Below are 18,980 nucleotides of genomic sequence, written 5' to 3' on the forward strand. Positions count from 1 at the left end.
CAAAATGCAACAGCAAATGTTTGAACAACAACCTGAAGAAAATATAAATATTCAGGAAATTATTTGGAAATACTTACAGCATTGGAAGTGGATTTTACTTTTTACGTTTGTGTTCTGTGGTATTGCATATTTATATTTAAAAGGACAACCTTCAATTTATAAAAGTACTTCCACAGTCCTAGTGAAAGACGAGAAAAACGGGAGTTTAGGTGCGGAATTAGATATATTTTCAGATTTAGGCTTATCAAAAGGGAATTCTAATTTACACAATGAAATAGAAGTTTTTAAATCTAGAGACCTGGTAATGAAGGTAGTTAAAAAACTAGAACTGAACACTCAACTCACGCAACAAAACAATACACTTAGTCCAGATAGATATTACTACAGCGACAACGCTCCATTTACTTTCAAATTTAAAGATACTACCGACGAACATTATAACATAACATTCGCTTTAGAATTGACGAAAGTAAAAGAAGATAAGTTTTTAGTTCATCAAACGTACAATGATAACCAAAGCGAAAACAATGATTTATTAGGAGAGTTTAAGTATGATCAAGTTTTTGAAACACTTGGTGGTAAAGTGAGTATTTCAAAAACTGATTTCTTTAACGAAAATCACATAAATAGTAAATTCACGTATAACTTTTACTCACTTTCTTGCGCTACCAATAAATGGAAGTCGAGTTTTGAAGTGAATACAGTAAATAAAGATGCCTCTGTATTGGTATTATCTGCAACAGGATTAATAAAACAAGCAAATAACGATTTTATAAATCAGTTAATAATTGAACATGAAGAAAATGCTATTTCAGATAAAAACGAAATAACGAAGAACACCAGTGCATTTATTGCTGAAAGAATGGACGTTATTCAAGATGAGTTATCTGAAGTTGAAAGTATTAACGAGAAATTTAAAACGGACAGAAAATTAGTTGATGTTGAAAAGAATGCTGAAATGTTTCTTGAGCAAGAAGGATCAATTGAAACCATTATTATTGAAACAAACATTCAGTTAAGTTTAGCACAATATATGGTTGAGTACCTTGACAAGTATGATGATGTTAACACATTACTACCAGCTAATTTAGGGTTTACTGACCAAAATATTAATACGGTTACTCAAGAGTACAATAAGTTAGTAATGGAACGCAACAAATTGATTGAAGGTTCAAGTCAAACAAATCCATTAGCTATTCAGATTGAAAACCAACTAAATGGTTTAAAAAAGAGTGTTAAAAGAAGTCTCAAAAATGCCCAAGAAAGCATGGAGATGAAAATGAAAGAACTTCAAAGACAATCTTCTAAATACAAAAAGAGAATTGCTGATATTCCAGAATTTGAAAGACGTTACAGAGAAATTCAACGTCAGCAACAAATTAAAGAAACACTTTATTTATACCTTCTTCAAAAAAGAGAGGAAAATGAAATCGCAATGGCTTCTACTATAGGTAATGTTAAAATCATTGATATTGCATACCCTCTTAGTTCACCTGTAGGTCCAAAGAAAAACATCGTATTTTTAGCCGCTTTTATATTAGGAATTGCTATTCCAATAGCCTTTATATATCTAAAAGACTTATTGGATAATAAAATTCGTTCAGTCGAAGAACTTGAAGCAACCGATATTTCTGTAGTTGCAGATATCCCAATGGATAAATCAAAAGAAACTTTAGTTACCAAAAAAGGGGAAAGAACAGTTATTTCAGAGGCTTATCGAATGTTAAGAACAAATATGAAGTTTTTACTCGAGAAGAAAGATGAAGGTCAACTGATTTACTTAAGCTCAACTTTACCTAGCGAGGGAAAAACCTTTACCTCCATAAATCTAGCTAATTCTTTAGCACTCACAGATAAAAAAGTAGTCTTAGTTGGTTTAGATCTTAGAGCGCCGAAACTATCTCAATATTTGAATCACGAAGAAAGTTTACTTGGAGCATCCAATTATCTAGCGAATCCTGATATTACATTAGAATCAATAATTTATCAATCAAATGATGATATAAGTTTTGATTATATTTTCTCAGGTGATATTCCTCCGAACCCAAGTGAACAATTAACAAGACCCAGAATGGTTGAGTTTTTTGAAGATCTTAAACAAAAATATGATTACGTAATTGTTGATACCTCACCAATGGCTTTAGTAGTTGATACAGTTTCAATATTAGAACACGCTGATCTTCTACTCTATGTAGTTAAAGCAAACTTTGCTCATAAAAAATCTTTGAATATTCCATTGAAAATTCTAAATGAAAAGAAAGTGAAAAATATTGCTTTTATTTTAAATGGAAGTGAAAGAAAGAAGGTGGGTTATGGATACGGTAATTATGGGTATGGCTATGGAGACACATACGAATCTGCTGAAAGAAAGAAAAGTAGGTTTTCTTTTTTAAAGAAAAGTTAAAATTATTTTTGAATATAATTAACAAATTTCTTTTGAATTACACAATATTTATATTTAATTTTGCAATTATTACACAATTTTAAAATTTGTGTGTAAATAAATAAAAATAATTAATCTTAAAATATTTGATTAACTATTTATAATTCATACATTTGTATCAAATTAACACAACAATTAATAATAATTTATATAACCATGAAAAGAATCTTTATAATTTTACTCATTACCCTTTTTAGTACAGCAGCCTTCTCTCAGATGAGATCTGGAAGGTCTATGGGGAGCTTGAAAATCAACTGGCACAAAACAGGATGGTTCATAGATGGTAATGCTGGAATTCGTCTTCTTGGTCAGACATCAAATTTGGCAACTACTGATCTTGCATGGTCTGGTAATGCAGGACTAGGATATTTTTTCAATAAGAAAATAGCAATTAAAGGAAGACTAGATTATAATCAGTTTAACGCTTCTTATGGTGCTTCAAATGTTGTGGACAGATCAGGTTCTGCAGCTGCTTCATTAGAAGTTATGGTTAGATTATTGGAATTGATTTCACCTAACAACTATAGAAAATTCGAATTGAACATTCATGCTGGTTCTGGTTTAACTGCAATATACAATCCTTCTTTGAAACGCGAAATCGAAGCTAATGGAGGTGAATATAAAGGAAAACTCTTTAATGCTGATAATTTAGGACATATTATTGTTGGACTTACTCCACAATATCATTTAAACTCTAGATTATCTCTTAATTTAGATGTTAGTCAATTTACTCAGTTTAAACAATTCAACACTTATGACAGTCACAACGGTGTGAAGTCAAAAGACGTTACAGGATTTGTTGCAATTTCTGCAGGATTAACTTTTAGATTTCTGTAATAGGTAATTTTAAAAAATAAAATATTTAAAAACGAAATTCATTCTATGAATTTCGTTTTTTCATTTATAATAGATTGTGATCTCTAAAGAACCAATTTCTAAATTGAATGATCTATTTTTTTTGGTTCTACACGAATTTAATGAGTATTTGAGAAACTTAGAACATTTGCTAAAAGGAAACTTTACCGTGATAAAATCATGAGTATATGATCAAACCGGGGCTGGTTGAGGTGAAATCAGACCACCCGTATAAATGCGAGACTGGCTAAGATAAAATCAGATCACGAATAGCTCTGCGTAGATATTCTTAAATATCGAAAATAAGATAATTGAGTAGAAAAAATATAAATGCAAAACAATCACAACCAAATTCAACACATTAAGAACTTAAATCTACAGAATATTTTCACTCCCAATAAAACCATTGGAAATAGCTAATGAAATTTCGTTAGAATAAGGGTTTTGCGTTTTTAGAAACGTGGATCATTCAAGCTTATATGTTCAAGCTTACTCACCAGCTCCATTCAACCAATCAACATCTTTCTTTAACCACTTTAAGGTCTCCTCTTCTTTAGAGCTTTCCTGGGCTTTAAAATCATAAAACCAAGATGCGTTTTTAGGCAGACTCATTAAAATCGATTCAATTCTTCCTCCGGTTTTAAGTCCGAACTTTGTTCCTCTGTCGTTGACTAAATTGAATTCTACATATCTTCCTCTTCTCAAATTTCTCCACTCTTCATTATCAACTGAAAATTTGGGTGAACGATCAGAATTGATTTGATCTGCGTAGACTTTTGGAAATAGCTCTCCTAAATCAATCGCAAAATTCAATAACTCATCTTTTGGTAGACCATCTTTTTCTGATAAATGATCGTAAAAGATACCGCCTACTCCCCTAGTTTCATTTCTGTGAGGTATATAGAAGTAATCATCAGCCCAATTTTTGAATCTAGAATAGAAATCTGGATTGTATTGATCACAAACTCCTTTCAAGTCTGTATGAAATATTCGGGCTTTATCAAAATCTATGTAGTGAGGCGTCATGTCGATCCCTCCGCCAAACCAATATGCTCCTGTATCCATTTCAAAATAACGGACATTCATGTGCATAATTGGATGAAAAGGATTTTTTGGATGAATAACAATTGATACACCCGTAGCTAAGAATTCATTTCCATCAAGACCTAACTGTTTCTTCATTACATCAGAAACAGGTCCATGAACTGCAGAGAAGTTTACTCCTCCTTTTTCAATGATTGCTCCATCAGATAAGATTCGGGTTCTTCCCCCACCACCTTCCTCACGAATCCAATTGTCTTCATGGAATTTGGCTTGGCCATCCAAAGATTCTAGCTTTTCGCAAATATAATCTTGAACCGACTTTAATCTATCAATTACCTCCTCTTTGGTTAACATCAAACTGATTGTTATTTGAAATGATTTCTAAAAACTGAATTTCAAAATCTTTCTGTTTTGAAATAAATACGCTGGAATTTTCACTTCCATGGTTTGGCCCTAATGGATGAACACTGAAGTAATCCATTAAACCTATATTTCTCTCATAACCCAACAAAAGAGATGCTCCTTGAGATAAAACTACATCAAAACCATGGAAAGCATATTTTGAAGGATCAGATCCATATTTTGCTCTGTACTCAATTTGAAATTCTTTAACATCTTCTTTTTCGTAATCTAAAAAATTGGAAGCTGCAAAATGAAATTCAAAACGATTTCTATAATAGCTGTTCAAAGCAGGTATATCTAACCAGTTTTGTAAACCAACCATGTTTATAGCTGCTCTACCATAAGTAGCACTATAATTCTTAGCTGCATTTAGAGCGTTCACAAACTTCATTATCTGTTGAACATCATTTGATAAACAAATTATGAAATTGTTTCCATCAGTATTGATCTGATTCATCAAACTTCTCCCCGAAGCATCACCGACACCAGTAATTTTCGCAGTTGTTCTGTTTGCAATCGGTTGACTCTTTTCAAAAATATCTTTAAAATACTGAACTCTTTCCTTTACTTCTGCATTTTCTCCTTCAATTATTACAATATTATCTGCAGCATGCTCTTTAGCTAAATACCTTGCCATAGCACTAATCATTGTAAGCTCGGAAGGAACCATAGACAGCAAATACGGATTATTTTCCAATAGTTTTGTTGGGATTTTAGTAACAGCAATAACCGGAACTTTATTGTTCAAGCCCCATTGAGCAGCATATTCTAACAATTGAGGATAGAATGGACCAATCAACATATCCAAATTATTCTTATTACTTAAATCTAATTTTTCTTTTAATCTACTTAAATCTCCACCTGTATCAAAAAACTCAACATCAGCATTTAATCCAAGTTTCTCAAGTGAGTCTAAAGCCATTTGAGCTCCCATTAAAAATTCTACTGAAAGGTCTGTCAACTTATTTAAAGAAGTCGTTTCAGTATACATTCCTGAAAGTGCTTTAGGATTATCACCAAGCTTCATTGGTAAAACGACTAGCACTTTATACTTTTCTTTCTTCTTAACCAGATTAACATTAGACTTGCTAATAGGTGCTATTGTTACCAGTTCACGTACTTCAACTTCTTTGATTCTCTCTTTCTTTAAGGTAATAGTTAGATTTTGCCCCGGTTTAATAGAGCTTCCTTGCAAATCATTTTGCTCGATTAAATCCTCTACAGGAACCATAAATCGTCTAGAAATTGAATATAATGTTTCTCCTTTTTGAACTTCGTATTTTACGATGCTATCTTTAAATTCAACTTTATAATCTTTAACGGTTACAGAATCTTCTTTAAAAGGATTATAAGGCTCAAATTCTTTTTTCACCTCTTCCTCAACTTTTTCCTTTTTATCAAGTGGTTTTTTATCATCAACAACTAAAGGTTTCTCTATTTTTTTAGGTATTAAAGGAATCTTTAGCTCTTGTTTAATATCCAACCCTTTATCAGAACCTGGATTTAATCTTATAATATCTGCCACAGAAACATCATACTCGCGAGAAATTCCATAAAGTGTTTCCTTTCTTTTTACAAAGTGGATAATGAACTTCTCCTCAGCAGGTTTTTGAGCTGTAGTTTCGTTCGTAGGAATATAAAGAATTTGTCCTACTTGCAAACCATCTTTTGCAGTAGGGTTCGCTTTAATAATCGATTCAATGGTTACTGCATATTTCACATGCAAACCATATAAAGTATTCCCCGCCTCAACAGCATGAATCTTAAACAATTTACCACCTCTGGTTTCTTGTCCGATTTCTTGTGACAAAGCAGCGAAAGAGCTACTCAAAAATATAATTAAAGCTATTAAAATTCTCATTATTCCCATTCTATTGTTGCAGGCGGTTTAGAACTGATATCGTAAGTAACACGATTAATTCCTTTCACCTGATTAATTATTTTGTTCGATATTTTTCCTAAAACTTCATAAGGTAAATGACACCAATCAGCAGTCATTCCATCAGTTGACGTAACCGCTCTTAATGCAACTGCATTTTCGTAAGTTCTTTCGTCCCCCATAACACCGACAGTGTTTACAGGCAAGAATATAGCTCCAGCTTGCCAAACCTCATCATATAATCCGGCTGATTTTAACTCACCGATAAACACAGCATCTACCTCTTGAAGTATTGCCACTTTATCTGGTGTAACTTCACCTAGAATTCTAATCCCTAATCCAGGGCCAGGGAAAGGATGTCTACCTAAAATTGCAGGAGAAATTCCTAAAGATTTTCCAACGCGTCTTACCTCATCTTTAAACAAAGATTTCAAAGGTTCAACAACTTTTAGTTTCATATAATCTGGTAATCCACCAACATTGTGATGAGATTTTATTGTTTGTGATGGTCCTCCTGTGACACTAACAGACTCTATCACGTCGGGATAAATTGTTCCTTGTCCTAACCATTTTGCGTTTTCCACGAGTTTAGATTCTTCGTCGAAGACATCTACAAACACCTTGCCGATAGCTTTTCTTTTTTCTTCTGGATCAGTTAATCCTTTTAAAGCTGAATAAAAAAGTTCTGATGCATCAACGCCTTTCACGTTAAGCCCCATTCCTTTATAACTTTCAAGAACTTCAGCATATTCATTTTTACGCAACAATCCGTTGTTTACAAAAATACAATGTAAGTTACTTCCAATTGCATGATGTAATAAAGTCGCGGCAACAGTAGAATCTACTCCTCCTGACAATCCAAGAATTACTCTATCATCACCTAATTGCTCTTTTAATGCATCTACTGTAGAATCAACAAAAGCATCAGGTGTCCAATCTTGGAGACAACCCGCAATGCTCACTACAAAATTAAATATGATTGTTGCTCCATCAGTTGAATGATATACTTCTGGATGGAATTGAATTCCGTAAGTTTTTTCTTCTTGAACTGAATATGCTGCATTTTTAACGTCAGCCGTGCTAGCAATAACATCAAAATTTGAAGGCAGCGTTTTTATTGAATCTCCATGAGACATCCACACTTGTGACTGTTCTCCAATTCCTTTCAAAAGGTCGTTCTCACTATTATGAGAAACGATATTTGCTCTTCCATACTCTCTGGTATCAGAAGCTGCAACCTCTCCACCAAAGTTGTGCGCCATGTATTGTGCACCAAAACAAACTCCTAGAAGTGGCACTTTACCTTTAATTTTAGATAAATCGATTTTTGGTGCTTTCTCGTCTCTCACAGAGAAAGGACTCCCTGAAAGTATTACACCTTTTATATTACTTGTGATTTCAGGGCATTTATCCCATGGGTGAATTTCACTATAAACATTCAGTTCTCTTACTCTTCTTGCGATAAGTTGTGTGTATTGAGATCCAAAATCCAGAATTAAAATCGTGTCTTGCATAGCGCAAAGATAATAAACCGTTCAATCGACACCTAAGTAATTTTTAATTTTTAACTACTAATAAATCAAAAAGCAGATTTAATAACGATTGTAGTTCTAAACATCCAATAAACACATAATTAAATATAGAAATTAAGTCAAAAAAATCACTCATTCTCAATTAAGAAAAGGAGTGATTTTAAAATCTATAGTTGAATAGTTGTCTACATTTTTGTTGTAGAATCTTCCTATTTAGTTTTCTTGCAAAGCTTATTTAATAATCTTTTTAGCCTTCAATGATTCAACAGTATTCTTCATAATACGTTCTTCGATATTAGAAGTATCCGCTTGAACAAAACCGTTTCCAGTAATCTTTTCAAAAAGCTCAATATATCTTTCCGTAATCAAAGCAATAAAGTCTTCAGGAATAATTGGCATTTTTTGACCTTCCAGCCCTTGAAAATCATTTTCAATTAACCATTGACGCACAAACTCTTTACTTAACTGACGTTGTTGCTCTTTGTTTGCTTGTCTCTCTTCATATCCTTCTGTATAAAAATAGCGGGATGAATCTGGTGTATGAATTTCATCCATTAGCATTACCGCCCCGCCCTTCATTCCGAATTCGTACTTTGTATCCACTAAAATCAGCCCTCTCTCGGCAGCCATTTCGGTACCTCTTTGATATAATAAATGAGTATACTTTTCTAATTGAACATAGATTTCTTCAGTGGCAAACCCTTGTTTCAAAATTTCCTCACGAGAAATATCTTCATCATGACCTTCAACAGCTTTTGTGGATGGAGTTATGATTGGCGTTGGAAATTTATCATTTTCACTCATCCCATCTGGCATTTCAACACCACATAACATTCTCTTCCCAGCATTGTATTCTCTCCAAGCATGTCCTGTTAAATATCCGCGAATTACCATCTCAATACGAATAGGATCACAACGGTAACCCACAGCAACATTAGGATCTGGAACATCGATTAACCAGTTTGGCAAGATATCTTCGGTGGCTTTCAGGAAATGAGTCGCCACTTGGTTTAACACTTGTCCTTTAAAAGGAATACCAGCTGGTAAAATGTGATCGAATGCAGAAATCCTATCAGAAGCAATCATTACTAAATAATCATCACCGATAAAATAAACATCTCTCACCTTACCTTTGTAAACTTTCTCTTGTTCTGGAAAGTTAAAATCAGTTTTTGTTAGACTCTTCATCATTATTTTTTTCTTGTTCGAAAGCTTCGATAATTTGTTTTACTAATTTATGTCGAATTACGTCATTCTTATTTAATCGAACAACACCGATATCTTCAATATGGTTTAATGTATCTAATGCGTAGATCAATCCCGACTTTTGTTTTGACGGTAAATCAATTTGCGATGCATCTCCAGCAATCACATAACTTGCACTTGCTCCCATTCGGGTTAAGAACATTTTCATTTGATTAACCGTAGTATTTTGAGCTTCATCCAAAATTACAAAAGCTTTATCTAAAGTTCGACCACGCATAAAAGCCAAAGGTGCTATTTCTATAATACCAAATTCCATATATTCCAGCAATTTCTCTGGTGGAATCATGTCACGCAATGCATCATACAATGGCATCATGTAAGGATCTAATTTATCCTTCAAATCACCAGGTAAGAATCCGAGATTTTCACCAGCTTCAACAGCAGGTCGCGTTAAAACAATTCTTTTAACTTGTTTGTTTTTCAATGCTCTTACTGCACAAGCAACTGCGGTGTAAGTTTTACCCGTTCCAGCAGGACCAACTGCAAAAACCATAGATTTTTGGTTGATGGCTTCAACAAGCTTTCTTTGATTGAAAGTTCTCGCTTTTATTTTATTCCCACCAACACCATGAATAATGATTTCAGAACCATCTCCAGATAACATTTCCGCGGGATCTTCAACCATCACATTGTCGATATTACTTTCTGTTAGTCCACCATATTTAGCAATATGTTGAATTAACTGATCTAATTTCGATTCAAAAGTATCTACTACAGCTTCCTCTCCTTCAACAATCAGCACATTTCCACGTGCTGCGATTTTTAAATCTGAAAAGTATTTTCTAATCAGTTTTAGCTTTGAATTATTAACTCCTAATAGCTCTAAAGGATTAATATCTTCAATTTCTATTTTTCGTTCTAGCAATATATTTTGGTTTTAATATGATTCCAAATTTAATGGAATTTTTCATGTTTTAAAGTAAAAATGAAACTCTGAAATATAAAAGTTTATAAATCAAGAATTATTCTAATTTAAAGATAGTTTTTACTTAACAAAATTCAAACCTATTTGTTTAATTAATAGAAACTTAACCACTATGGACTAAAAGTACCATAGGTTCAAATGAGAATAAAATTCTGTAATTATCAAAATATTTAGATATTAGTGATTAGACTTTTTGTCTTTTATCTAAAGTTTAATTTAAAACTTTTTAGAAGCTAAAAACAAATGAACTAAAGTGCATAGTTTTAACTATTTCTAAGACCAATAAAAATATGATTTTAGAAAAGAAAATTACGCTAAAAAACTATTTACTGATTTGCCACTTTAAAACCACAAAAGATGAATTTATTTTCTAGATACAAATTCCAAGAATATCTCATCAATATTCTCGAAATTAAAGCTAATTTTGGATTTAATTATATCAGTAAAATGCGTTTAAATTAAAATGAGCATAATCACGCTTACAACAGACATGGGATTAAGCGACTACTACGTTGCTTCATTGAAAGGGAGACTTTTGAGTTTATCACCAAAGGTCCAAATAATTGACATTTCTCATTTCGTAAGTCCATTTAAGATTACTCAAGCAGCACATTTACTAAAAAGCTGTATTAATGACTTTCCAGAAAATACAGTTCATATTATTGGTGTTGATGCTGAACCATTGATTAACTTCAATCAGCCGGAGGAAAGTATTTACCCTACTATTATCAAGCACAATGGGCAGTACTTTCTAGGTGCAGACAATGGTTTCTTTAGTTTACTTTTAGGGAATAAAAAACCAGAAGGCATGTGGCGATTAGAAGATGTACTTTCTCGTCCTGAACTAATGAATTTTCCAACTAAAAACATTCTTGTTCCTGCGGCATGCAAAATCGTGGACGGTGTTCCTTTTGAAACTTTTTGTAGTCCTGTAGAAAGTATTCGGAAAGCTTTTCCATTGTCCCCTGTTATTGATGGTGACACATTAAAAGGAGCGGTTTCTTACATTGATCATTATGGAAATATCATCACCAATATCACAAAGAAAGATTTTCTACGTGTTGGAAAAAATATTCCATTCGTTATTTATTTCCGCCAGAAAGAATACTATATAGACACTATTTCATTAGGATATAATGAAGTACCTGCTGGAGAAAAACTAGCTCTATTTAATGACAGTGGATATTTAGAGATTGCTATTAATAAAGGAACACCCGAAAATGGTGGAGGCGCCAATTCATTGTTTGGCTTGCGACTTGGAGATATTATCAGAATTGAATTTACACCACGAGGATCTCGCACCACAATTGATTCACTTTTCTAAAATACAAAAATGACCAGATTAGTTAAATTAACATTAAAGGAAAAACACATCAACGATTTCATCACACATTTTGACACTGTAAAGGATAAAATAAATGCATTTCCGGGCTGTAAGGGAATGAAGTTATTAAGAGATGAAAATACACCAGGAATTGTTTTTACATACAGTGAATGGGAATCAGATGATGATTTAGAAAAATACAGAACCTCAGAGTTATTTGCTTCAATTTGGCCAACAGTAAAACAATGGTTTGACCAAAAAGCTGAAGCTTGGTCGACAGAAATCTATTTCGATGGCTTTTCAATCAAATAAACAAGCCGTTCAATCAAAAGAAGTTCATTAACATTGCAATTTTGACAATCTTTAGCAGTTATAAACCAAAATGAGCTAGAGAAGCATTATTTTTGACACAAATTTCATAAAATGGGAGCATTATATTTAAAGGAAATACGCAGTTTTTTGAGTTCAATTATAGGCTACGTGTTTATTCTTATTTTCATCGTTACCTGTTGGCTATTTTTATGGATAATCAATGACGATTTCAATCTTTTAAATGGAGGCGTTTCTGATTTAATTCCTTTCTACAATCTAGCGCCTCTAATTTTACTAATTCTTATTCCAGCTATAACGATGCGCTCCTTTGCAGATGAAAGAAAAACGGGAACCATTGAATTGCTTTATACCCGACCAATTTCAGATTTATCTATTCTAATGGCCAAATATTTAGCAGGTGTTACATTGGTAGTAATTTCACTCGTTCCAACACTTACTTTTTATTTTTCAATGCATTATTTAGGTGATCCAGTTGGTGTAATGGACCATGGAGCAGCAATCACTTCATTCATAGGACTAATTCTTTTAGGCGCTTCCTTTGTTGCTATTGGAATATTCGCAAGTTCAATTACCAACAACCAAATAGTGGCATTTATATTTGCAATGTTTCTGTGTTGGTTTTTATTTAGCGGATTATCATTACTAGGATCTTACGCAACATTTGCTGGATTCGATAGTATTATTCGTTATGCGAGTTTAGATTATCATTATGATTCCATCAAAAAAGGAGTTTTAATCTTAAGTGACATTGTATATTTCTTTAGTGTCATTGTTTTCTTCTTATTTGCTTCTCACAATATTTTAACTGCAATACGTAAATAGATATGGCTAAAATAAAATTAAAAAGAGCTTCAAATAGAGCGTATTATGGAATTATTACTGCAATTGCTTTAGCAGTTTTAATTTTGATAAACATCATTATTTCATTTGTTAATTTCCGAGTTGATTTCACTAGTGATCAGCGTTACTCGCTTACCGATTCAAGTATTGACTTTTTAAAATCGGATACTATATTGACAGATAAAATTCTATTTAAAATCTATTTAGAAGGTGAATTTCCAGCAGAAATTAAAAGATTACAAACAGCAGTTAGAGATAAACTTGATGAATTCAAGTACTACGCAGGAGCAAATATTCAATACGAATTTATTAATCCAAATAAAGGTTCACTTGAAGATCAAGAAGCTTTAAAGGAACAGTTATTTAATAAAGGACAAGGGATTCGACCAATTGACATTACTTATAGAAGTCAAGGAGCTTCAAATATAATTGAGGTTTTCCCAGGAGCAATTGTAGAATACAGAGGGACAACAGTAGATCATATTCGTTTTCTTGAAGGTGGACAATATCGTCTGGATTCTCGATTAAATGATTTAGTTCAAAAAGGAATTAACAGTTTGGAATATAAATTCATGCGTGTATTAGCGAAAGCAACACGTTCTGAAAAAAAGAAACTGGCATTTGTTCATGGACATGGAGAATTAGGGATTCCATATACGCAAGGAGCAAGAAGAAATATTGAAGACTCATACAATATTGATGATGTAATAATCGACGGTAAATTGAATGCACTTGATCCTTATGACGGAATAATCATTGCGGAACCAACAGAAAAATTTAGCGGAAAAGATAAGTTCATCATTGACCAATACTTGATGCAAGGTGGAAATGTAATGATTTTTAACAACCCATTAGAAATCAGCAATGACACTATCCGAAGAACAGGGAAAACTCATAGTGTTAGAAAAAGAACAGGAATTGGAGATTTACTATTTGATTACGGAATAAAAGTGAATGAAGATTTAGTAATTGATGCCAACTATGACGCTTTTGCCATGCCTGGAATTCCGAAAGGATTTGTGAATTGGTATTTTTATGTTCGTGCTTCTGGAACAGATCATCCTATTTCTAGCATGGTGAATCCAGTGAAATTACCGTATGCTTCTAGTTTACAATTTGTAGAAACAAAGAATAAAACAAAGCCTTCTGTAATTTTAACGAGTTCTTCTAATTCTAAATCATTTGGAAATGCTCCCCTCCTCTCCATTGCTATGGAAAGTCAGTTTGGTGAAAACCCAGTCTTTCAAGAAGATCCAAACAATGAAAATAATCGATTAATGTTGGGGGGAATAATCGAAGGAGAGTTTGAATCCGCATTTAAAAACAGAATCGTTTCAACTTATTCTGACAGTCCAGATTCAAAAATTTTGGATAAATCAACAGCACCAGGTAAGATAATGGTGATTGGAAATGGAACATTCTTCAAAAACACTTATTATGACTCAATAGCTGTACCGGAGGAAAATCGATATCGTTATGTTCCAAGATTGCCACGCGAAAGAGAAATTGATGAACTTTTTGCAGGTAGAGCATTCGGTAATTTTGAGTTTTTCGAGAATTGCATTGATTATATGTTGGGTGAAAGCACCTTATTATCAATCAGAAGCCGAACTATAGATTTACATCCAACGGATAAATTAAAAATTGAAAAGCATGGTGCATTTTATAAATTTATAAATATTGCAATCCCTTTACTGTTTATTATCGTCTTGGCTGTGGTTGTATTTGCAATCCGCAGATATAAATACGTGAAAAAATAAAAAAAATATGAAAAAGTTAATCGTTATTGTTTTAGGAGTTGGACTAATTATCGCACTTTCATACATGGCAATAAATCTAAAATCAGGATCTAAAATCACTGATAATAGTCTTATTGCGTTTGCAATTGAAGATACTTCAACAGTTGATAGGATTGATATTTATGATTCTTTTGCTGATCAAAGTTATACTATTTCAAGAAATAAAGAAGGTATTTGGGTAGGTGAAAAAGGTGAGTGTGTACAGCAAAACATTGTTCAAATGATGCTAGAAACGATGAATAAGGTGACCTTGAAAGGATATGTTCCCAAATCTGCGATGTACAACATGAAGAAAATCTTAATGGCCAATCACAAGTCGGTTAAAATTTATCAAAATGGAAGTTGGTCAAAAACTTGGTATGTTGGACATTCTACGCAAGACCATATGGGAACGCACATGCTATTGGAAACTCCGGACATCAAAAGTGATAATCCTGTAATTATGGGAATGAAAGGTTTTTATGGTATTTTAGAACCACGTTTCTTTGCTGACCCTCGTCGTTTTGCATGTGTTAATCTATTTTCTTACAAAAGTTTGGATTTAAAACAAGTTGAAGTTATCAATCGTGTCATTCCTGAAAGCAGTTATTTAATTAAAATTAATGGTCCTGATAATATTCAGGTAACTTCTAATGGGAATAGCGTTTCAAATATTAACAAGGACAACTTAACGTTCTATTTGAACGGTTTTGAGAACATTAATTTCAACCAACCCAACTTTACTTTATCAAACAAGCAAATTGACAGTATAAAGGCGAGTACACCAGATTATGAGCTCAATGTTACAGCAAAACAATCTTCTTACAAATTGGACTTATACAGAAGACTTGATGCGACATTCGACGCAAAAGACACCTTGGCTTATGATCAAGATTACTTGTGGGCGGTAAAACCAGATGGAATATTAGTTAGGATGCAATACTATACTGTTGGACCACTTCTTCAAGGGAAGACTGTTTTTGTGAATGATCAATTAAAATTGGAGTGATTTTTCTTAACTGACATCATGTGAAACTAAATAATTAGCTGATTATATACGAATTGAAGTTAATTATAAAGATTCTTCTACAACCAAAAACAATCGCGCTTTAGCACTAATCATTAGTACATTTGGGCGGACAATATGGATCACAGTGTTTAGTTTAGAAATTAATAATGAGCACATAAAATGCTCTGATAGAAAATCGTTTTTAATGCTTTCAAATTGAGAGTAAAAAACTATATTTGTCGTTATAAATTTTAAGAAAGAAAAAATGAATTTTGTAGTTTCAAGCTCAAGCTTATTAAAACACCTTCAAACAATCAGTGGTGTATTGACAACAAGTAATACTTTGCCTATTTTGGACAATTTCTTATTTGAAATCAATGATAAAACATTAAGAGTTTCGGCTTCTGATATTGAAACTACAATGAAAACCACTTTTGAGGTGGATGCCAATGAATCAGGGAAAATTTGTATTCCTGCGAAATTACTATTGGATGTTCTTAAAAACTTATCAGATCAACCTTTGACTTTCACGATTAACGAAGAAGGTTACGGAATTGAAATCACATATACAAACGGGAAGTCTAAAATGGTAGGCTACAACGGAGATGATTTTCCAAAGGTTAGAGAAATCGAAAATACAAATAGCACGACTATTAAAGGAGAAGTTTTAGCTGATGCTATAAACAAAACATTATTCGCTACTGGAACAGATGATTTGCGTCCAGTAATGAGTGGAGTTTTTTGTCAGTTCACAACTGAAGACATGACTTTCGTTGCAACAGACGCTCACAAATTAGTGAGATACAAACGCACAGATTCTAAAGCATCAGGGAATTCTTCATTTATTCTTCCGAAGAAAGCACTAAACATGTTGAAGAACAACTTGGGAAGTCAAGCAGATGCTGAGGTTAAAATCGAATTTAACGATTCTAACGCAGTGTTTACATTTAAGGACATCGAGTTAACTTGTCGATTGATTGATGGTAAATACCCAAATTACGAAGCTGTTATTCCACAAGAGAATCCAAATGTATTGACAGTAGATCGTGAGTCATTACTGAGATCTATAAAGCGTGTTTCTATTTTTGCTAACAAGACAACGCACCAAGTTCAATTGAAGATTTCAGGGTCAGAATTGGCAATTTCTGCTGAGGATATAGATTTCTCAAATGAAGCGAAAGAGCGTTTAACTTGTAGCTATGACGGAACAGACATGGAGATTGGATTCAATTCACGTTTCATTATTGAAATGTTAGGAAATATTTCTTCAGATGAAATCAAATTAATGATGAGTCAACCAAATAGAGCTGGATTGATTGTTCCTGCAGTTCAGGAAAACGAGCACGAAGACATCTTAATGTTGGTGATGCCAGTTATGGTAAATTCATAAACTCCATTTGAGTTCTTCTTTTCTTCTTGATTTATGAATCAATTTTACTATCTTTAATACCTATTATCTTTTTAATGGTCTAATTTTAGTTTGGTCGATCCTATGAATAAGTTTTCAATTGTTTTTCTTTTAGTAATCGGAATTGTTATTACTTCTAGCTGCGGAAATGTGGTAAACACTCCTGTTAAAACCATTAATGATCAAAAAGAGTCTTTGCATAAAACCATTGAAAACCATACGAAAGACAAACATATTTTAGACAGCTATCAATCTCTGTCTTTTGGTCAAATGAAAGTATTTAAACCAGATGCTTTTATTCGTTTAGATTCTGTTTATTCTGTTAAAGAGGCGTATCTTCGAAATAATGACTACAGAGGTTTAAGACGCTCTGGAATAGAAGACTTAATCCCTGGGTATCGTGCAGAAGCCCTACAAGAAATTCATGAAGTTCAATATGAGATTGAACATATATATCAAACTGTTACAACAGCTGACTCTATAAAAATCCATAGTGCATTCTATTTGTTCAACTACAAAGATAGTTTACTGCTTGTTACTCCGTTTTATAATTTTAATATTGACAAGAAGTTCAAGGATCTCTATTACGCATATCAATTCGATTATCACTTTGTCACCAATAGAGAACTCTACATATCTGAAGCGGAATGGGATTTCTTACACTTTTTTAAAAACAAGCAAATTGAACTAATTGGTAGTGATGAATTAGCGCCTTTCATGAATCATACAATGAGCATCATGGAAGCTGCTAAAAAAGCATCAACTGTTGACTTCAGAAATGTGAGTAAAATATTAGCAATGAATTATTTGAACAGCTTACAAACGAAAATAGCTGTTGAAAAATTTGGAAAGCTCATGGCATTGGAAGAAAACAAAACACTAATTGGTTACGAATTTAAAGTAGAATGGATCGATGAAACGTTTGGCGCTTTAAGAAAATCCACCACTTTTAGTTTTAGTCCTTATTTAGAAATTGAATCGATAAACACCGAGGTTTTGTAAATCAAATACTTTGATTGTTTAAATTTAATTCGCGCAAATAGTCTTTTAATTACGGTCAAATTCAAATTAGAAATCAACTTTAAAGCCTAATTCCTAAACCTTAGGATATTCATGCACAAATCCTCATTATAAGATTAGGACCATTACTTAATACTTCTGATCGTAAAGGATCGTTTTACAGCATATTTGAAGCCTACATAAGGAAGAATATCCAATAGATTACATGTGTATTTTATAACGCTTAAAGAAAGCTTCCCAATTCCAAAGAAAGTTCTTCATAATCTCATCCATTCTTTTTAAGAACAAAGGATTTGGAGAGTCCATACTTTTGAAATAGTCATCTTGGAAATCGTTTAGCTTATACTTATAGAACATTGCTTTTGACATGCTGTACAAAGTAACTTTTGAAGGATGATTTACACGGTTCATAAATGAGGTGTAATCTTTATGGTGCTCTTCTAATTCATGCTTAGTCATTTCAAAAGCATCGGCCAATTTCTCAAAAATCAATGGCTCAAGAGTTTGAAGCTTTTTAGATGAAAAAGAATTATTTAGCGCATTAATGTTTCCAACTATTACAATCATTGCAAAGTGACCATCAGAAGAATTTCCTAGTTGAGGCCTGCTCAAAAATGCAGGATCTTCTTCCATTATAAATCTCACTTCTTTAAAACCTTTATCAATGACGTCTAAGACGCCATTCACGAAAACGTTGGCTAGTTGTTCGTCAGAAACTTTCTTCTTAAAGATTGTACTTAGCATATTGCATATTTTGGTTTACTCTGTTCACAAAGGTAAAGAGTAATAAAGCGCTCTCAACTCAATAAAAACAATGCTTTTCAACATATTTATTAACAAGTAGCGCTAGAATAGGTTATTTAAAACAGATTTATGTTAATTTCCATCAATTAAAAGAAAATCTCAATTTAAAACTTTTTCA

At 32.8% G+C, this 18,980-nt stretch carries 15 protein-coding genes; 9 read left to right on the forward strand and 6 right to left on the reverse strand.

Annotated elements, in window-relative coordinates; translation table 11 throughout:
* Nucleotides 1-16: 16 nt before the first annotated feature.
* Both ERX46_RS13300 and ERX46_RS13305 read left to right on the forward strand, forming a co-directional pair.
* The gene (locus ERX46_RS13300; protein WP_207214171.1) at nucleotides 17-2,404 is read left to right on the forward strand and encodes a GumC family protein; all 2,388 of its coding nucleotides are present in this window, start codon (nucleotides 17-19) and stop codon (nucleotides 2,402-2,404) included.
* 195 nt (nucleotides 2,405-2,599) lie between these two features.
* Nucleotides 2,600-3,280 (forward strand): hypothetical protein, encoded by a 681-nt coding sequence (locus tag ERX46_RS13305; RefSeq protein ID WP_130094360.1) that lies wholly within the window; start codon nucleotides 2,600-2,602, stop codon nucleotides 3,278-3,280.
* Between the two features lie 507 nt (nucleotides 3,281-3,787).
* Here the strand turns inward: ERX46_RS13305 and hemF are convergent.
* The 5 genes from hemF to ERX46_RS13330 all read right to left on the reverse strand — a co-directional run bounded on the left by hemF (nucleotide 3,788) and on the right by ERX46_RS13330 (nucleotide 10,286).
* On the reverse strand, nucleotides 3,788-4,696 hold the full coding sequence (gene hemF, locus ERX46_RS13310) for an oxygen-dependent coproporphyrinogen oxidase (protein ID WP_130094361.1): 909 nt from the start codon (nucleotides 4,694-4,696) through the stop codon (nucleotides 3,788-3,790).
* Nucleotides 4,671-6,605, reverse strand: a complete 1,935-nt coding sequence (locus ERX46_RS13315) for an amino acid ABC transporter substrate-binding protein (RefSeq protein WP_165366235.1) — start codon at nucleotides 6,603-6,605, stop codon at nucleotides 4,671-4,673. The genes hemF and ERX46_RS13315 overlap by 26 nt, the downstream gene beginning before the upstream one ends.
* The gene (gene guaA, locus ERX46_RS13320; protein WP_130094363.1) at nucleotides 6,605-8,137 is read right to left on the reverse strand and encodes a glutamine-hydrolyzing GMP synthase; all 1,533 of its coding nucleotides are present in this window, start codon (nucleotides 8,135-8,137) and stop codon (nucleotides 6,605-6,607) included. Before guaA ends, ERX46_RS13315 begins: the two co-directional genes overlap by 1 nt.
* Nucleotides 8,138-8,386: 249 nt before the next feature.
* Nucleotides 8,387-9,343: a phosphoribosylaminoimidazolesuccinocarboxamide synthase gene (locus ERX46_RS13325; protein ID WP_207214175.1), complete on the reverse strand. Its 957-nt coding sequence runs from the start codon at nucleotides 9,341-9,343 to the stop codon at nucleotides 8,387-8,389.
* Complete coding sequence (locus ERX46_RS13330; RefSeq protein WP_130094365.1) at nucleotides 9,321-10,286, reverse strand: PhoH family protein; 966 nt, start codon at nucleotides 10,284-10,286, stop codon at nucleotides 9,321-9,323. The genes ERX46_RS13325 and ERX46_RS13330 overlap by 23 nt, the downstream gene beginning before the upstream one ends.
* Before the next feature lie 523 nt (nucleotides 10,287-10,809).
* On the opposite strand from ERX46_RS13330, the gene ERX46_RS13335 reads away from it, so the two are divergent.
* From ERX46_RS13335 to ERX46_RS13365, 7 genes are all read left to right on the forward strand, one after another.
* Nucleotides 10,810-11,670 carry an SAM hydrolase/SAM-dependent halogenase family protein gene (locus tag ERX46_RS13335; RefSeq protein ID WP_130094366.1) on the forward strand — a complete coding sequence of 287 codons (861 nt, stop codon included), beginning with the start codon at nucleotides 10,810-10,812 and terminating at the stop codon, nucleotides 11,668-11,670.
* A gap of 9 nt (nucleotides 11,671-11,679) precedes the next feature.
* Nucleotides 11,680-11,982: a putative quinol monooxygenase gene (locus tag ERX46_RS13340; protein WP_130094367.1), complete on the forward strand. Its 303-nt coding sequence runs from the start codon at nucleotides 11,680-11,682 to the stop codon at nucleotides 11,980-11,982.
* 111 nt (nucleotides 11,983-12,093) lie between these two features.
* The gene (locus ERX46_RS13345; protein WP_130094368.1) at nucleotides 12,094-12,825 is read left to right on the forward strand and encodes an ABC transporter permease subunit; all 732 of its coding nucleotides are present in this window, start codon (nucleotides 12,094-12,096) and stop codon (nucleotides 12,823-12,825) included.
* A 2-nt stretch (nucleotides 12,826-12,827) separates the two neighbouring features.
* Complete coding sequence (locus ERX46_RS13350; protein ID WP_130094369.1) at nucleotides 12,828-14,603, forward strand: GldG family protein; 1,776 nt, start codon at nucleotides 12,828-12,830, stop codon at nucleotides 14,601-14,603.
* A gap of 7 nt (nucleotides 14,604-14,610) precedes the next feature.
* On the forward strand, nucleotides 14,611-15,630 hold the full coding sequence (locus ERX46_RS13355; RefSeq protein ID WP_130094370.1) for a hypothetical protein: 1,020 nt from the start codon (nucleotides 14,611-14,613) through the stop codon (nucleotides 15,628-15,630).
* A gap of 265 nt (nucleotides 15,631-15,895) precedes the next feature.
* The gene (dnaN, locus tag ERX46_RS13360) at nucleotides 15,896-17,020 is read left to right on the forward strand and encodes a DNA polymerase III subunit beta (protein WP_130094371.1); all 1,125 of its coding nucleotides are present in this window, start codon (nucleotides 15,896-15,898) and stop codon (nucleotides 17,018-17,020) included.
* Nucleotides 17,021-17,122: 102 nt separating this feature from the next.
* A complete protein-coding gene (locus tag ERX46_RS13365) occupies nucleotides 17,123-18,040 on the forward strand; it encodes a hypothetical protein (protein WP_130094372.1) in 918 nt (305 codons plus the stop codon).
* 219 nt (nucleotides 18,041-18,259) lie between these two features.
* Here ERX46_RS13365 and ERX46_RS13370 read toward each other — a convergent pair whose 3' ends face one another.
* Nucleotides 18,260-18,802, reverse strand: coding sequence for a hypothetical protein (locus ERX46_RS13370; protein ID WP_130094373.1), 543 nt, complete (start codon nucleotides 18,800-18,802; stop codon nucleotides 18,260-18,262).
* Nucleotides 18,803-18,980 lie beyond the last annotated feature (178 nt).

The organism is Brumimicrobium glaciale, assembly GCF_004152935.1.
GTDB classification, from domain to species: domain Bacteria; phylum Bacteroidota; class Bacteroidia; order Flavobacteriales_D; family Crocinitomicaceae; genus Brumimicrobium; species Brumimicrobium glaciale.

Excerpts from the sequence above, each read along its gene's own strand:
- ERX46_RS13350 (WP_130094369.1), top strand. The coding sequence starts at position 12,828 with ATGGCTAAAATAAAATTAAAAAGAGCTTCAAATAGAGCGTATTATGGA.
- ERX46_RS13355 (WP_130094370.1), top strand. The coding sequence starts at position 14,611 with ATGAAAAAGTTAATCGTTATTGTTTTAGGAGTTGGACTAATTATCGCA.
- ERX46_RS13325 (WP_207214175.1), bottom strand. The coding sequence starts at position 9,343 with ATGAAGAGTCTAACAAAAACTGATTTTAACTTTCCAGAACAAGAGAAA.
- ERX46_RS13335 (WP_130094366.1), top strand. The coding sequence starts at position 10,810 with ATGAGCATAATCACGCTTACAACAGACATGGGATTAAGCGACTACTAC.
- ERX46_RS13300 (WP_207214171.1), top strand. The coding sequence starts at position 17 with ATGTTTGAACAACAACCTGAAGAAAATATAAATATTCAGGAAATTATT.
- hemF (WP_130094361.1), bottom strand. The coding sequence starts at position 4,696 with ATGTTAACCAAAGAGGAGGTAATTGATAGATTAAAGTCGGTTCAAGAT.
- guaA (WP_130094363.1), bottom strand. The coding sequence starts at position 8,137 with ATGCAAGACACGATTTTAATTCTGGATTTTGGATCTCAATACACACAA.
- ERX46_RS13315 (WP_165366235.1), bottom strand. The coding sequence starts at position 6,605 with ATGAGAATTTTAATAGCTTTAATTATATTTTTGAGTAGCTCTTTCGCT.
- ERX46_RS13340 (WP_130094367.1), top strand. The coding sequence starts at position 11,680 with ATGACCAGATTAGTTAAATTAACATTAAAGGAAAAACACATCAACGAT.
- ERX46_RS13370 (WP_130094373.1), bottom strand. The coding sequence starts at position 18,802 with ATGCTAAGTACAATCTTTAAGAAGAAAGTTTCTGACGAACAACTAGCC.
- ERX46_RS13345 (WP_130094368.1), top strand. The coding sequence starts at position 12,094 with ATGGGAGCATTATATTTAAAGGAAATACGCAGTTTTTTGAGTTCAATT.
- ERX46_RS13305 (WP_130094360.1), top strand. The coding sequence starts at position 2,600 with ATGAAAAGAATCTTTATAATTTTACTCATTACCCTTTTTAGTACAGCA.
- ERX46_RS13365 (WP_130094372.1), top strand. The coding sequence starts at position 17,123 with ATGAATAAGTTTTCAATTGTTTTTCTTTTAGTAATCGGAATTGTTATT.
- dnaN (WP_130094371.1), top strand. The coding sequence starts at position 15,896 with ATGAATTTTGTAGTTTCAAGCTCAAGCTTATTAAAACACCTTCAAACA.